At 69.4% G+C, this 16,634-nt stretch carries 6 protein-coding genes; 3 read left to right on the forward strand and 3 right to left on the reverse strand.

Annotation, left to right across the window (positions count from 1 at the left end; genetic code table 11):
• The first annotated feature begins 191 nt into the window (after positions 1-191).
• Positions 192-8,729, forward strand: coding sequence for a tetratricopeptide repeat protein (locus FBZ88_RS31355; protein WP_145618272.1), 8,538 nt, complete (start codon positions 192-194; stop codon positions 8,727-8,729).
• Positions 8,730-8,736: 7 nt separating this feature from the next.
• Here FBZ88_RS31355 and FBZ88_RS16325 read toward each other — a convergent pair whose 3' ends face one another.
• From FBZ88_RS16325 to FBZ88_RS16335, 3 genes are all read right to left on the reverse strand, one after another.
• A complete protein-coding gene (locus FBZ88_RS16325) occupies positions 8,737-9,867 on the reverse strand; it encodes a metallophosphoesterase family protein (RefSeq protein ID WP_186464438.1) in 1,131 nt (376 codons plus the stop codon).
• Between the two features lie 68 nt (positions 9,868-9,935).
• Entirely contained in the window at positions 9,936-12,287 is a 2,352-nt protein-coding gene (locus tag FBZ88_RS16330) for a TonB-dependent receptor (protein WP_145618274.1), read from the reverse strand.
• Positions 12,288-12,666: 379 nt separating this feature from the next.
• Positions 12,667-13,863 carry a glycosyltransferase family protein gene (locus FBZ88_RS16335; RefSeq protein WP_145618275.1) on the reverse strand — a complete coding sequence of 399 codons (1,197 nt, stop codon included), beginning with the start codon at positions 13,861-13,863 and terminating at the stop codon, positions 12,667-12,669.
• A 174-nt stretch (positions 13,864-14,037) separates the two neighbouring features.
• Here FBZ88_RS16335 and FBZ88_RS30310 point away from each other — a divergent pair, with 174 nt between their 5' ends.
• Together FBZ88_RS30310 and FBZ88_RS16340 are read left to right on the forward strand one after the other, a co-directional pair.
• Complete coding sequence (locus FBZ88_RS30310) at positions 14,038-14,175, forward strand: hypothetical protein (protein ID WP_186464439.1); 138 nt, start codon at positions 14,038-14,040, stop codon at positions 14,173-14,175.
• Positions 14,176-14,360: 185 nt separating this feature from the next.
• A complete protein-coding gene (locus FBZ88_RS16340) occupies positions 14,361-16,631 on the forward strand; it encodes a TonB-dependent receptor (protein ID WP_145618276.1) in 2,271 nt (756 codons plus the stop codon).
• Positions 16,632-16,634 lie beyond the last annotated feature (3 nt).

Below are 16,634 nucleotides of genomic sequence, written 5' to 3' on the forward strand. Positions count from 1 at the left end.
GCCCGGAGAGGACGGTCGCCGGATGGTCAGGGGGAGTATAGCGCCAACATCAGGGCAAGTATCAACAATCTGTGTGGTTTATGTAATCACTATACAACTGCTATCCTAACGGGGTGGTTACACGGGGTGGGCCTTCCGTTGGCGGCGAAACGGTGGTTGAACCTCCGAACAATGTTCCTGACAGGTGATGAATGGTCCATGGCGGCGCCGGCACGGGGGCGAAGGGCGACCGGCAGGCTGGCGGGCAGATCCCCGGCTTGCTGGCCCAGGCCATGGACCGGCACCGCGCTGGCGATCTCGCGGGGGCGGAGACGCTGTACCGCCGTATCCTGGCACTGGATCCGGCCCAGGCCGACGCGCTGAACCTCTGCGGCGTGGCCTGCCATCAGCAGGGGCGCTCGGCCGAGGGGCGCGTCCTGCTGGAACGGGCGCTAGCCGCGCGGCCCGACGACCAGGGCTCGCTGGAAAACCTGGGCCTGCTGCTGGTGCAACTGGGGGACGCGGCGGCGGCGGTGCCCCTGCTGCGGCACGCCCTGCGCCTGTTTCCCCGCAGCGTTTCCGCCTGGATGTCCCTGGGCCTGGCCTATACCGAGCTGAAGGACCATCCGGCGGCCATGGCCGCCTATCACAGCCTGCTGGATATCGCTCCCACCCATGTCCCCGCCCTGCTGAACCTGGGCGACCTGATGCGCCAGCTCTATGATGGCGAGGGCGCGGTGATCATGGCCCGGCGCCTGCTGGCGCTGGAACCGGCCAACCCCCGGGGCCTGATGTCGCTGGCCAACGCGCTTCAGGTCCTGGGTGATCTGCCGGGGGCGGAGGCCGCCTTCACCCGGGCGCTGGCCGCGGACCCGCAGGACCCGGCGCCGCGCTACAACCGCGCCTATGTGCGGCTGGCGATGGGCCAGCTGCCGGGTGGCTGGGCCGATTACACAAGTCGTTTCGTTACCGGAAATATCCAGCCCTGGCGATATCCCGACCGCCCCCAGTGGGCAGGGGACGCGTTGGATGGCCGCCGCCTGATGATGTGGCGGGAACAGGGGCTGGGTGATGAGTTCATGTTCTCACCCCTCTATGTCCCGGCCCTACGCGCGGCGCTGGGGGGGGCTGCCGGCGGCAGTGTCGTCATCCTGACGGAGCCCCGGCTGATCGGCCTCATGTCGCGCTACTTGCGGCGTGAGGTGCCGGATCTGGCCGGTCGTGTGGAACTGCGGCCAGAGCCACTGGGCGGCAACGATTTCGACGTGCACCTGCCCGCCGGCGGCTTGCCCGCCCTGTTCGGTGCCCGCCTGCGCGATTATGCGGGGCGGGACGGCGGCTGGCTGGCGGCCGACCCTCAGGTGGTGGCGCGCTGGCGCCAACGCCTGGCCGACCTTGGCCCGGGGCTGAAAATCGGCATGTGCTGGACCTCCGGCATCAAGGCGCCGCACCGCGACCCCAACTACCTGGGGCTGACGCGGTGGGCGCCGCTGCTGTCCCTGCCGGGCATCACCTGGGTGGATCTGCAATACAGCGACGTCACGGCGGAGCGGCGGGCCGCGGCGGAACAGGGGCTTCGCCTGCCGCATCGCTTCACCGACCTGGACCAGCGCAATGATATCGAGGGTGTGGCCGCCCTGATCTCCGCCCTGGACATGGTGATTACCGCCCCCACCTCGGTAGGTGAGCTGGCGGGGGCCTTGGGCGTACCCATCTGGCGCATGGAATTGCCGGGCGACTGGTCCATGCTTGGGACCCGGGTGCGGCCCTGGTACCCGGCCATGCGCATCTTCCCGGCCGAGACGGTGGCCGATGCCCTGGACCAGGTGCGCGCAGCCCTGCTGGCACTGTCTAATTTCGGTATCCAAACAAATGCTCCTGGGGCGGCGCCCCGGGCAATGTCCCGCCCCCCCGACTTGCCCACCCTGGCCCAGGCCTATGATTTGCTGACGGCCGGCCGCGCGACGGAGGCGGTGGCCGCGCTGGACGCGCTGATCGCGTGGGGCGAGTTGACGCCCGCCGCCCGGGGCCAGGCATTGCACCTGCTGGGACTGGCGCGCTTTCATGCGGGCGACGCCGCGGGGGCGGTGCCGGCGATCGTCCAGGCCCTGGCGCTGCTGCCGCCGGAGCAATCGGCCATGCCGGCCAACAACCTGGGCAATGTCCTGCGCCAGCTAGGCCGCCTGGCCGAGGCGGAGGCCGCCTACCGGCGGGCGCTGGCGCAGGATCCGGCCCTGGCGGCGGCGGCATCCAACCTGGGGGCGCTGCTGCGCGACCGGGGCGACTTGGCGGGGGCGGAGGCGGCGCTGCTGCACGCCCTGCGGCTGGCACCCGAGCAGGCGGAAACGCTGGTCAACCTGGCGGGCACGATGACGGCGCTGGGCGCACCGTGGCAGGCTGAATCCCTGGCCCGCCGGGCGGTGGCCCTGGCGCCGGGGATGGCGCATGCGCACGGCAACCTGGGTACCGCCCTGGTGGCCCAGGGCCGCCTGGCGGACGGAACGCGCCACCTGGCCGCGGCCGGGGCGCTGGACGCCGGTGAGCCCCTGATCCAGTTCAACCTGGGCCTGGCCCGCCTGGCGCAAGGGGACCTGGCGGCGGGCTGGCAGGGGTATGCCCGCCGCGACCTGGGCGGGGCGGCGGGCCCGCTGCCGGCGCCGCCGTGGCGGGGGCAGGACTTGGCGGGACGTACCCTGCTGGTGCGGCGCGAACAGGGCCTGGGGGATGAATTGCTGTTCGCCAGCCTCTACCCCGACCTGGCGGCACAGGTGGGCCGGCTGGTCATCGATTGCGATCCGCGTCTGGCCGCGCTGTTCGCCCGCGCCTTTCCCGGCGCCGTCATCGCGCCGGCGGGCCGTGTGCTGGACGGTGGCGGCGCCCCGGTACCCGACGCCGCCCTGTCGGCGGGTGACCTGCCGGCCCTGTTGCGGCCGGACCTGGCCAGTTTCGCCGGGGGCCCAACGGCCTATCTGACGGCCGACCCGGCGCTGGTGGCACTGTGGGCCCGCCGTCTGGCGGCGCTGGGCCGAGGCCTCAAGGTGGGTTTGTGCTGGCGCAGCGGCCTGCGGACCGAGGAACGCGGCCGGTTGCTGTACCCGCAGCTGGATGAGTGGGACCCGCTGCTGCGGCTGCCGCATGTGCACTTTGTCAGCCTGCAGTACGACGGCGCGGCGGCGGAGCCCGAGCTGGTGGCGGCCGAGGCGCGCCTGGGCATCCGCATCCACCGCTGGCCCGACCTGGATTTGCGCGATGACCTGGACGGCGTCGCGGCCCTGATCAGCGGCCTGGACCTGGTGGTGACGGCCGGCACCGCCGTGTCGGAACTGGCCGGCGCCCTGGGTGTGCCGTGCTGGCGGCTGGGCGCCACCTTCGAATGGACCCGGCTGGGCAGCGGGGCGCGGCCCTGGTTCCCGGCGCAGCAGCCCTTCTTCCCGCCCGAGGGCGAGGTCATCGGCGTGGTGCTGCCGCACCTCGCCTGGCGGCTGGCCGGCCTGGCCCGGGCTGCTGTTGCCGTCGCAGATGGTCCCGCGCCGTCGCCCCCGGCACCGTCACCCGACACGCTGTACGCCGACGGCCTGGCGGCGCGCGACGCCGGCCGGGTGGACTTGGCCGTGGAGCGGTTAGGCCAGGCGGCGGACGCTGGCCATGCCGGCGCCCTGGCGGCGCTGGCCGGCCTACTGCGGCGGGAGGAGCGCTGGGCGGCGGCGGCGGACCGTTACCGCCAGCTGCTGCGCCTGCGCGCCGACAATGCCGAGGCGCTGTCCGGCCTGGGCCTCGCTCTGCAGGGCTTGGGCCAGGGGGCGGACGCCCTGCGCTGCCACGACCGGGCCGTGCAGCTGGCGCCGGATCGCGCCGCCCTGCATGCCAACCGCGGCCTGACGTTGACCGCGCTGGGGAATGACGAGGCGGCGGCAGAGGCCCAGCGCCGGGCGACGGAGGCCGATCCCGGCTGGGTCGGCGGCTGGGTCAACCTCGGTGTCGCCCTGGCCCGGCTGAACCGGCCGGACGCGGCGCTTGAGGCCTTTCACCGGGCATTGGCGATCGAGCCGGCATCGGCGGCGGCGCTGAGCGGCCTGGCCAACCTGCGCCTGCTGCTGGGCCAACCGGAAACCGCCGCCGCCCATCTGCGCGCCGTGCTGACGCAGCAGCCTGACGACGCCGACACCCACCTCAACCTGGGCCGGGCCCTGTTCGACCTGCGCCTGGTGGAGGAGGCGCGCGACCATTACCGCCGCGCGCTGGCGCTACGGCCAGGCTGGGCCAAGGCCCGGGTGAACCTGTCCATGCTGGCGCTGGAACTGGGCGACCTGGAGGCTGGCTGGCACGACTATCCCGCCCGCTTCGCCGTGCCCGACAGTACGGCCCGGCGCGACCTGGTGCTGCCGGCCTGGACCGGTGGCGATCTACGGGACCGCGCCCTGCTGGTGTGGGGCGAACAGGGGCTGGGGGATGAGATCCTGTTCGCCAGCTGCCTGCCCGGCCTGCTGCGCTGGCTGGGCGCGCGGGGCTGCCGCCGGCTGGTGGTGGAGGTGGACGCCCGGCTGGCCGGCCTGCTGTCTCGGGCGCTGCAGCCGCAGGTCCCGGCGGGCCTGGACCTGGTGGTGCGCGGCCGCACCGATACGCCGCGCGACGCCGACATGCATGTGCCGCTGGGCGGCCTGCCGGCCCTACTCCGCCACTCGCTCGGGGACTTTCCGGCGGATCCGCCGCCCTGGCTGCATTCCGATGCGCAGCGGGCGGCGTTCTGGCGCGGCCGCCTCGCCGCCCTCGGCCCCGGCCTCAAGGTCGGCTTGTGCTGGCGCAGCGGCTTGCGCGACCTGGGGCGGCAGAACCTGTACCTGACCCTCATGCAGATGGTGCCGCTGCTCACCGTGCCGGACGTGCATTTCGTGGTGCTGCAGTACGACGCCCGCGCCGGCGACGCCGCGGCGGAGATGGCCGAGGTCGCCGCCGCCACCGGTGTGACCCTGCATCTGTGGGATGACCTGGACCTGCGCGACGATCAGGAGGGGGTCGCGGCGCTGATGGCGGGGCTGGACCTGGTGGTGTCGGCCGGCACGGCGGTGGGGGAGCTGTCGGCGGCCCTGGACGTGCCCACCTGGCGGTTCCAGCATATGCCTGCCTGGGCGTCCCTGGGCACGGGCGCACGGCCCTGGTTCCAGGCACAGCGCCAATGGTTTTCCGGCTGGGGTCCACCGGAGGTGGTCGTGCCGGCCATGCGCGCGGCGCTGCTGCGCCTGAGGGCGGAGACGGCGGCCGGCCCGCCGATGGATAACCCGGCCACGGTGGAGGCCGGCATGGCCGCCCATCGCGCCGGCGACCTGGCGGGGGCGGAGGCGGCCTACCGGTCCGTACTGGCGCGGGCGCCTGGGGATGTCGATGCCCTGCACCTGCTGGGCGTGGTGATGGTGCAGGACGGCCGGGTGGATGAGGGCGTCGGCCTGCTGCGCCGCGCGGTCGCGGCGGACCCCGCCTTCGCCCAGGCGCACAACAGCCTGGGCGGCGCCCTGCGGGCCGGCGGCGATTTGTCCGGCGCCCTGTCCGCCTTCAGCCGCGCCACGGAACTGATGCCGGACTATGTCGAGGCCTGGGGCAACCTGGCCGGGGTTCATGTCGAGCTGCGCGCCTGGGATGCGGCGCTGGCGGCGGCGGGCCGCGCCCTGGCGCTGCGTTCAGGCTATGCCAAGGCGCTGGTGGAGCAGGCCCGCGCGCTGGCCGGCCTGCGCCGCACGGCTGAGGGCCTGGCCGCCGCGCGGGCCGCCGTGGCGGCGGAGGAGACGCCCTACACCCTGACCAATCTGGGCCTGGCCCTGGGGGCGGAGGAGATGTGGGGCCTGGCGCGGGCCTGCCACGAACGGGCCCTGGCCCTGGATCCCACCTATGTCGAGGCCGCCAACAACCTGGCCTTGACCTGGCTGGGGGAACGCGGGCCCACGCGGGACGCCATTCACCAGACCCAGGGCCGGGCCCGGGCGGGCTTCCAGCGGGCCCTTGCCCTGCGGCCGGATTTCGCGGCCGCGCGCTACAATCTGGCCATCCTGGACCTGGCCGAAGGGCGGCTGCCGGCCGGCTGGTCCGGCTACCAGGCCCGCTTCGACGCCGGCCAGGCCCTGCCCGACCGCCGCTTTCCCCAGCCCCGCTGGCAGGGGGAGGCGCTGGGCCGGCGCCGCCTGCTGGTGTGGCGGGAGCAGGGCCTGGGTGACGAGCTGCTGTTCGCCAGCCTGTACCGTGACCTGATCGCCGCCCATCCCGAGGCCAGCTTCGTCCTGGAATGCGATGCCCGGCTGGCCGGCTATTTCACCCGCGCCTTCATAGCCCCGGGGAGTGACCGGGTGACGGTGGCGCCGGACTTCATCACCGCCGCTGCCGCCGGCGCCGACCTGCACATCCCTGCCGGCAGCCTGCCCCAGGTGCTGCGCGGCGACCTGGGCGCCTTCACGGGGCAGGCCTACCTGGTGCCCGATCCGGCGCGCCTGGCCGCCTGGCGGGCGCGGGTGGATGCGCTGGGGCCAGGCCTGCGCGTGGGCCTGTGCTGGCAAAGCATGGTGCGCGACCTGGACCGCGACAGTGCCTATACCCGACTGGCCGACTGGGCGCCCCTGCTGCGCCTGCCAGGCGTCATCCCGGTGATGCTGCAATATGGCGCGGTCGAGGAGGAGGTGCGGGCGGTGGAGGCCGCCCTGGGTGTCACCCTGCACCGCTGGGCCGACACCGACCTGCGCCAGGATCTGGAGGCGGCGGGCGCCCTGACCTCCTGCCTGGATCTGGTGGTCACCGCCCCCACCTCCGTCGGGGAACTGGCGGGCGCCTTGGGGGTGCCGGTCTGGCGGGTGGGCACGCGCATGGACTGGTCCATGCTGGGCACCGCCGTGCGGCCCTGGTTCGCCGCCATGGCGGTGGTGCCGGCCCCGGCTGACGGTCGCGCCGCCGATGTGGTGCCGACGGTGGCTGCCGCCGTGGATCGGCTGCGCGGCGGGGCGCCCGCCCCCTCGCAACCGCCATCTTCCGATGTGGACGGCCTGCTGGCCGCCGCTGCCGCGCGCCATCAGGCCGGCGACGCCGCTGGCGCCCTGGCGTCCTATCGCGCCGTGCTGGACCGCCAGCCGGACCAGCCGGTGGCCCTGCACCTCCTGGGCTTGGCCCTGGCGCAGCTGGGCCGGGCGGAGGCGGGCCTGCCCTTCCTGCGCCGCGCGGTCGAAGTGGCGCCCGGCTATGCCGCCGCCCAGTCCAACCTGGGCAACGTGCTGCAGACCCTGGGCCGCGCGGCGGAGGCCGAGGGCCATTACCGCCTGGCCCTGGACGCGGAGCCGGACCGGCCGGATGTCCTGACCAATCTAGGCAACGCCCTGCTGGCCCAGGGGCGCGCGGCGGAGGCGGCGGCCTGCCAGGAACGGGCCCTGCAGTTGGCGCCGGACCTGACGGCGGCCGCGTCCAACCTGGGCACGGCCCTGCTGGCGCTGGATCGCCCGGCGGCGGCCATCGACGCCTTCCGCCGGGCGCTGGGCGGCACCCTATTGCCGCGGGAGGTGCCGGACACGCAGGATCCCGTGGTCATCGACGCCCTGTGCGGCCTGGGCGAGGCCCTGCGCCGGGCGGGCGACATCTTCGCCGGACCGCCTTGGCTGGAGCGCGCCGTGGCCCTGGCGCCCGACCAGGCGACGGCATGGAACAACCGGGGGCGCTGCCTGAACGATGCCGGCCGCTATGCCGCCGCCGGCGACAGCTACGCCCGCGCCATCGAGCTGGATCCGGCCTTGGCCACGGCGCGCTTCAACCGGGGCCTGGTCGATTTGCAGCTGGGCACCCTGGACCGGGGTTGGCAGGGCTATGCCTGGCGCTTCGCAGCCGAAGATAAAGGGACGGCGCCCCGCTTCGACCGCCCGGCCTGGCGCGGGGAGAGCCTGGCGGGCCGCACCCTGCGGGTGTGGCATGAACAGGGACTGGGGGACGAACTGCTGTTCGCCAGCCTCTATTCAGCCCTGGCCGCGCGGGCGGCTGACCAAGGGGCCACAGCCGTGCTGGTGGAGTGCGATCCGCGCCTGGCCGGTCTGCTGGAGCGTAGCTTCCCCACCCTGCGCTTCCTGTCCCGGCCGCGCCGGCAGGGGGCGGCCGCGCTGGAGCCGGCGGGCGCCGACTTCGTGGCGGCTGCGGGCGACCTGGCGGCCCTTCTGGCGCCAACGCTGGCGAATTTCGCCCGCGATGGGACGGCGGCAGGCTATCTGCTGCCCGATCCCGTGCGGGTGGCCCACTGGCGGGACCGGTTGGCGGAACTGGCTTCGGGACCGGCCCTGGTGGTGGGGATCGCCTGGCGGTCCGGCCAGCTCAGCACCGAACGCTCACGGGCCTATTCCACGCTGGCGCAGTGGCGGTCCATCCTGTCCCTGCCGGGGGTCACGGCGGTCAGCCTGCACTATCAGCCGGCGGCGGAGGAGATCGCGGCGCTGGAGCGCGACCATGGCCTGACGGTCCATCGCTTCGCCGATGCCGACCTGCGCGACGATCTGGAAACGGCCGCCGCGCTGACGGCGGCCTGCGACCTGGTGATCGGCGCTGCCACCGCGGTGGGGGAGATGGCGGGGGCAGTGGGCACCCCCTGCTGGCGCTTCGCCTCGCGCGACTGGACGACCCTGGGCACGCCGGTGCGTCCCTGGTTCCCCTCGCACCGGCTGTTCGCGCTGGAGAAATACCAGCTGGAACCCCAACTCGCGCTGGAGGCCATGGCCATGCAGCTCCAGCGGTTGATGCAATAAACCCGGGTCAGCGTGCGGCGGGAATGTCCCATTCCTGCAGGGTGCGGCTGGGGGCGTCGCCATCGTCGAAGCCATGGATGGCGACGTGGGTGCGGCCGCTGCGATAGGCCCAGACTTCCGCCCAGGCGTACAGGCGGTCCATCTCCCCCGTGCCGCCTGCCTTGACCGCCGCCAGGGGCGACCCGCCCGACCCGATGATCACCTGCCAGGCCTGCCCACCCTGCGCCTTGGTCGGCTGCCAGGCGTGGAAGATGTGCTCATGCCCGCAGAAATATGTCGCGTGGTGGCGTTCCACGATCTGCCAGAAGGTGTCCCGCATGGCCTCGCCGCCTGTTTCCAGGCCGGTTTCCTTCTCGGCCTTGCCCACCTTGTCCTTCGGAACGGGGAAGTCGTAGTTGTAGGCCATCTTGTGGCCGAAGATGTAGATGTGGGTGGCGCCGCGCGCCTCGGCCGCCGTCAGGTCGGCCTCCAGCCAGGCGACGGGTGCCGTGCCGTCGGCGCCGCTGGGATCGGTGTTGATGACGGCGATGTGCACCGGGCCGGTGTCGAAGCTGTAGGTCAGCTGGCGCTGGTCGCTGGTGATGCGATCGGTGCCGATGGCCGGCGTGTTGTCCACCGACCAATGGGTGGCGGGCATGCCCGTCAGGCGCTGCCACAGCGGGGCGTCCAGCACCAGGTCGCCCATGTTCGCCCGCCAGGCGTCCTCGTTGGCGGTGTTGGCCAGCTTCAGGGTCTTGCCGTTGGGCTGCTTGACCTTGCTTTCCGTCTCATGGTTGCCGGCCACCGGCAGGACGTAGGTGCCCGTCTCCATCAGCGGGGCCATCATGCCGCGCCAATAGGCGTATTCGCGGTCCAGCAGCGGCCGGTCGGGGGTGTAGCCCATGACCATGTCACCCAGGAAGATGAAGGCCTGGGCGTGGGCCGCCTGCACCTCGCGACTGATGCGGGCCAGCTGCCGCGTCGCCTGCAGGAACGGAGCGTCATGCACGGTCAGGCGCGGGTCCTCCGGATCCTGGCGGCTGTCGCCCACCGTGGCGAAGTGGAAGACCACCGGATCGTCGGTGGGCGCCGCCCGGGCGGGCAGGGCGGCGGACAGGCAGGCGCCAGCGAAAGCCAGCAGCAGGGCGGGGCGGATCATGGGCATATCCTGCGAAGATGGGAAATGGGGCGGCCCCTGACGGCCGCCCCTGACGGTTGCGCCCAGGCTCAGTACTTGACCTGGATGGTGCCCTGGATCTGGCGCCCGGCCTGGAAGGTGTAAAGGCCGCCGCCATAGGTGGTGATGGCCCGGTCGTTGGCCAGGTTGAAGGCCGCCAGCTTCAGCCGCACCATGCCGAAATCGTAGGAGATCGAGGCGTCGGTGGTGGTGTACTCCGGGATCTCCCACGCCTGGCCCGGCGCCAGGAAGGTGCCGTCGGCGGTGGTGGTGGCGGTGTTGCCGTTGTAGGCTACGACCTGGCGGCCCACCTGCTTGCGGCTCAGCGTCATCTGCCAGGGGCCCTGGTTGAACAGCACGCCGACGGCGTCCGTCCACTTCGGCACCTTGGTCAAGCCCTGGTGCGCCGTCAGGTCCTTGGCCGCGTTGATCGAACCGTTGACGAAGAAGGTCACGCCGTTGTCGAAGCTGTAGGCCGCCTGGCCTTCCACGCCGCTGTACCGGGCATTGCCGGCGTTGACGTAGAACTGGCCGGTGGGGTCGGCGACCGACAGGTTGGTGACGTCGATCCTGTAGATGTCGGCGTCGACCGTGACATTGTCGCGGCTCCACACCGCGCCCAACTGGTAGTTGGTGGTTTCCTGCGGCTTCAGGGCATTCAGGTCCAGGTTGTTCACATACAGCGTGGACAGGGACGGGATCAGGAAGCCGGTGGCGTACTGGGCGTAAACCGCCACCTCCGGCGTGATCTTGTAGTTGGCCGTCAGGAACTTCAGCGTCTTGTCATAGACATTGTCACCGTGCAGCGGCCCGCGGGTGAAGTTGGTTACGCCGCTGTTCTCCATGGCGGCGTCCACGGTGCGGTCGAAGTTCACGTACTTGACGCCCGGGGTGATGGTCAGCCGCTCGATGGGGCGCAGCTCAAAATCGGCGAACAGCTGGTATTGGAACCACGAGCTGTCCTCCAGCGTCTTGACGTTGGAGACGTTCTTCACCACCGGGGTCGTCAGGCTGGAATACTTCAGGTCGTCGATGCTTTGGGTCTCATCCTGCAGCAGGTTGTGCCGGTCGGTGCTGGAGGTTTCGACTAGACCGCCCACCTTCAGCGTGCCGAAGGTCCAGTCCTTGTTGCCGCGCAGAATATCGCCGAAGACGCGATAGCGGTTGCCCTTGCTGTAGCCGCCGATGTCGGTCTTGGGCAGGTTCTTGTTGCCGGTGCTGGAGGTGTTGGCCGCCCCCACCAGGCCAGTGACGTCGTTCACCGATTCCGTCTGGTTGGAATAGAAATTGGTGTAGGCGTCATTGTCGACACTGAAGCCGTCGCCCAGGTCGCCCTTGACGTTGATGTAGTCGAAGTCGCTGGATTTACGCTGCTGGTTGTACTTGTAGTAATGCTCGTCCTTGGGGTTGTCGTTCAGGGCGAAGTCCTTGCCGTAGGCCACGACCTGGGCCCAGGTTTCGCCCGGACCGGCGTCGGACTGGTAGAAGTGGGTGCGGTTGTGGGTGGCGAACAGCGTCGCCTGCCACTTCTCGCTGATGGGCACCTGGATCTTGATCAGCTGGTTCTGCGCCTCGCCGCTGGAGAAGCTCAGCTCGCCGTCCGACTGCCGCTCATCGAAGTTCAGCAGGATCTTGGTGCCGCCCAGTTCGTCCAGCTTGCCGGTCTGGATGGTGGAAACGAAGTTCTGGGTGTTGAACGAGCCGAAGGTGATCTTCTGCGACAGGCCGAACTTGTCGTCCACGGTGGGCGAGAAATAGTGGATGGCGCCGCCGAAGTTGGCCTGGCCCAGGTCGCCCGCCGCACCCGGGCCGCGGTCCACGACGGCCGATCCGATGGTGGACGCCGGGAAGTATGAGGCGGGGTGGTGCGTCGGATCGTTGGTGTCGCCGAAGGCCATGCCGTCGTAGGTGATGTTGAACTGCCCGTCGGCGAAGCCACGCAGGGTGACCTTGTTGGTCTCCCCCACGCCACCGCCGTTGGAGGCGATGCCGCCGATGCTGGGGGCGATCAGGACGGTGGTGGTGAAGTCGCCGGTCTCGGGCGTCGCCTGCTCGATGTAACGGCGGCTGATGAAGGATTTCGGCTGGGTCTGGTCCAGCGATGCCTTCACGGGCGCCTCGGCGGCGGCCCGGTTGCGCTCTGCCTCGATCAGGATGGTGTCCACGTCCACACCTTCCGAGCCGGTGCCGGCGGTGGAGCGGCTGGCGCTTCCGCTCGTGTCCCCGCTGCCCGTGTCCCCGCTGCCCGTGTCCCCGCTGCCCGTGTTCCCGCTGGCGCCGGCGTCCACGGCGGCATCGGCGGGTGCGGCCCAGGCCCCGCCGGCCCAGGCCAAGCCCACGGCGCTGCCGGCCAACAAGGCGGCGCGGAGGAAACGGCGGCTGCTTCTTGTTTTGTTGAACATTTTTCGGCTCCCCATGAAAAACGTGGCGCTTCACTAGGTTTCGCGCCTTGGGGGTGCACGTTAAATTTTGGTTGACTGTTTATTTCGGTATTATTACCGGAAAAGAAATTATCTTGGTTTTGGGTCGATTAACGACTTCGTTATAAATTAAACATTCTGTTAATTTTGACGCCGCGAGCGGCGGAATTCGGCGGAAGCACGTGGTTCTTGTTGATCTGGCCTTAACGCCGATCATCGTTTGACATGAGCGCGGAGAGCAACACCAGCTTTATACTGATAATGATTTTCATGGCACGCGGGTGGGCTCGCTGCGCCACTATGACGCAGCGGGTTACCGACCCCGCTTTCGGTCAGTGGATCGAAGGTGATGGATCGGGAGTCAGCGGGTCAGGATGTTGACGGCCGCGAACAAATCCAGGATGTGGCGGGCGCGGACGTCCCAGGTGTGGTGCGTGGCGGCCTGGCGGAAGCCCGCCCGGGCCACGGCCGCCAAGCCGTGCGGATCGGCCAATGCCGCCTCGATTTGGGCGGGCAGGGTTTCCAGGGCGGTCCAGCGATAGAACAGCATATCACGCCCGTCGGTGTAGTGGCGGTCGTAGTAGCGGCTGGTGTCCGACACCACGGCTGCGCCGTTGACTTGCGCCGCGAACACCCGTTCATGCCCGCCCGCGACGAAGTTGTTGTTGCTGTTCAGCACCAGGCGGGTGCGGCGCAGCAGGCGCAGCGTCTCCTCAAAGCTGCCTTCGCCCCGCCAATCGAAGGCGGGGAAGGGCCGGTCCTCCCATCCTTTGCCGTAAACCACCAGCGGCACCCCGGCGGCGTTCAGCGTCACCAGCAACTGGTGCCGGCGATAGGCTTCCACATAGCGATAGACGTCGCGTGATTTGCGGATCAGCTGGGTGCGGCCGGCAGGCGTCAGGCTGGTATCGCGGGCGGCCACCACCTGATCGATGGCCTCCTCCAGCGACAGCGTGTCCTGGCTCAGCGCCAGGTCGGCGGCGTCATCGAACAGAGTGGTGACGAAGTTGCGCTCGGCGCTGTGCCAATCCCGCTGGGGCGTGCCCCGATAGGTGCCGGTGAACAGCAGGGGGATGTCGCGTAGCACCGCCCAGTCCTGGAACAGCGTTTCCTCATCCGGCATGGCCGGCGGAATGCTGGTGTTGGCGCCCGGCGGCATCATCGACAGCGCGGCGAAATGTTCGGGGGGGAAGCTGTCACGCACCAGCTTGACGTGGCTTTCATCGAGGAAGCTGACGATGAGCCGCCGGTCCATCTTGATCTCCAGCCGGGGCCACAGATGCACCGGGTGGTCGACATGCAGGGTGATGAACAGGCTGTCGACCGCATCGTACAGCGTCTGGTCGCCGACGCGCATGTCCACCCCCATGCCGTTCAGGGAGTAGAAAAACTGCACCGGCTGGCTGAGTGCGGCGTTCAGCCGCGCCATTCCGTCCGGGAGCAACAGGTCGATCACGATGGCCTCGTGCCCCATGGCCGCGAGGGCTGCCGCCAGCTGGTCGATATGCAGCCGAAGCGAGCCGTACTGCGACTGGCCCTTGAACAGAACGATACGCATGACCTCTCCCCTGGGGCGTCGGCCCCCGGCGCCTAAGGTGCCCCAGCCGGGCTGGTGACGCCAGCATCGGACACCGGTGCCCAGACGGTCATGAATCGTTAACCAATGTGTCGCCGTCTTTTCAAGCGGATGGCGTAACGGACGGTCTTCCTACCCCTCGCCGGATGATCGTCCATGACCTTGGTGGGCCGCCGCCGGGCCCTGTCGCTGTTACTGCTGGAGACCGCCGCCCCGCCGGCGCTGGGCGCGCGCGGGGCTTGGGCGGTGGCGGCGACGACCACCTCAGGGGTGGAAGGCCCGCTATCCCTGTGACGGAGGGCTGTATACCAAAATGTCACACCGTTACTAGTAAATGGATCGGTAATCACACTGTCTTAAAATATTCATATCGTGTTGCTATGCAGCATGCGCCTTCAAGCCGGACATAAGAGTGACCGTATCACTTCTGTGTATTGCCGGATGGGGAAGATTTTAAATAAATCGAAGGGGGAAATTCGATGCTGAAGAATCGGTTGTTGGCAGGTGTGTCTCTGCTCATCCTCGGTATTTCCAGCGCCACGTTCGCGCAGGCGGCGCCGGACGCCGCCGCGGATGCCGACGCGCTGCAGGAAATCGTCGTGTTCGGCCGCGGCGAAACCCGCCAGGTGCAGGCCATCACGCCCATGGACATGCAGATCGCTGTTCCGGGCGCCAGCCCCATCAAGGTGATCTCCAAGCTGCCGGGCGTGAACTACCAGGCCGCCGATCCCTACGGCGCCTACGAATGGGCGGTGCGCATCTCGGTGCGCGGCTTCAATCAGAACCAGCTGGGCTTCACGCTCGATGACATCCCGCTGGGTGACATGAGCTACGCCAACGATAACGGCCTGCACATCAGCCGCGCCATTTCGTCCGAGAACCTGGGCGTCACCCAGATGGCCCAGGGCACCGGCGCCCTGGACACCGCATCCACCTCCAACCTGGGCGGCACGCTGAAGTTCAAGTCGGCCGATCCGGAGACCACCGCCGGTGGCCTGGCCGCCGTCAGCTACGGCAGCAACGCCACGGTGCGCGCCTTCGGCCGCATCGAATCGGGTGAGATCGATGGCGGCGGCCGCGGCTACCTTAGCTACGACTACCAGCATGGCAACAAGTGGAAGGGCCACGGCGAGCAGTGGCAGCAGCAGGCCAACGGCAAGTTCGTGCAGCCGGTGGGCGAGGGCACGCTGACCACCATGGTCAACTACTCCGACCGGCATGAGAACGACTACCAGGACCTGTCCTTGGCCCTGATCGGCAAGTTCGGCTACAAGCTGGACAACATTTCGGACAACTACACGCTGGCCAAGGCCATCGCGACCGCCTACCAGGCCGGCAAGCCCATTCCGGCGCCCTACTCCACGCCCGACGACGTCTATTTCGACGGCGCCGGCAACCGTGAAGACATCATCGGCTCGACCCAGCTGGAATACCCCATCAACGACCGCCTGTCGCTGAAGGCCATGGTCTATGGCCACCACGACAAGGGCATGGGCACCTGGGACACGCCCTACCTGGCGACCCCCGCCGCCTTTGGCGGCTCGCCCATTTCCATGCGCACCACCGAATACACGGTGTCGCGCATCGGTACGGTGGACAGCCTGACCTACACCCTGGCCGACCACACCATCGAAGGCGGCCTGTGGTTCGAAAACAACGACTTCGACCAGGCCCGCCGCTTCTACGGCCTGGGATTGGACAGCCCCGGCCGCACGGCGGATGAGTTCCAGGAAAACCCCTTCGCCACCCAGTGGCAGTACGCCTTCAACACCAAGACCTACGTGTTCCACCTGCAGGACACCTGGCAGGCCCTGGACAAGCTGAAGATCAACTACGGCTTCAAGTCGATCAAGGTGGAGAACGAGAGCCAGACGCAGCGCTACACCTCGGCCAGCGACATCATCAACGGCTCCATCGATACGTCCAAGGGCTTCCTGCCGCAGATCGGCTTCAACTACCAGCTGACCGATGAGGCCGAGCTGTTCGGCGACTACGCCAAGAACGCCCGCGCCTTCGTCAGCTCGCACACCGACGGTCCGTTCTCCACCACCCAGTCCGGCTTCAACGCCATCAAGGACAAGCTGAAGCCCGAAACCTCCGACGCCTTCGAAGTGGGCACCCGCGCTCACGTCGACACGTTCGAGGCCGTGGCCGCCGCCTACTACGTCAGCTTCCACGACCGCCTGCTGGCCACCACCGTGGGCTCGGGCATCCAGGGCAACCCGTCGGCCCTGTCCAACGTGGGTGGCGTCACCTCCAAGGGCATCGAGCTGGCCGGCACCTGGAAGTTCGTGAAGAACTGGTCGCTGTACGGTTCCTACTCGTACAACAAGTCCACCTACGACGACGACACCCGCAACGGCGACGGCACCCTGTACGCCGCCACCAAGGGCAAGATCACCGTGGACAGCCCGCAGAACATGGTGAAGGCCGAGCTGTCGTTCGACAACGGCATGCTGTTCGGCGCCGTCTCCGGCAACTACATGAGCGAGCGCTACTACACCTACATCAACGACGGCAAGGTCCCCGGCTACATGACCGTGGACCTCAGCTTCGGCTACCGCTTCCAGGGTGGCGGCTGGCAGCGTGACCTGGAAATCCAGGGCAACGTTACCAACCTGTTCGACCGCCACTACGTCTCGTCCATCGGCACCAACGGTTACACCGTCAGCGACCCGACGGGCTCCTTCCAGACGCTGCAGGCCGGCGCCCCCGCCGCCGTGTTCGTATCGGTGCGCAAGAAGTTCTAAGGC

This window comes from Nitrospirillum bahiense (assembly GCF_007828025.1).
GTDB classification, from domain to species: domain Bacteria; phylum Pseudomonadota; class Alphaproteobacteria; order Azospirillales; family Azospirillaceae; genus Nitrospirillum; species Nitrospirillum amazonense.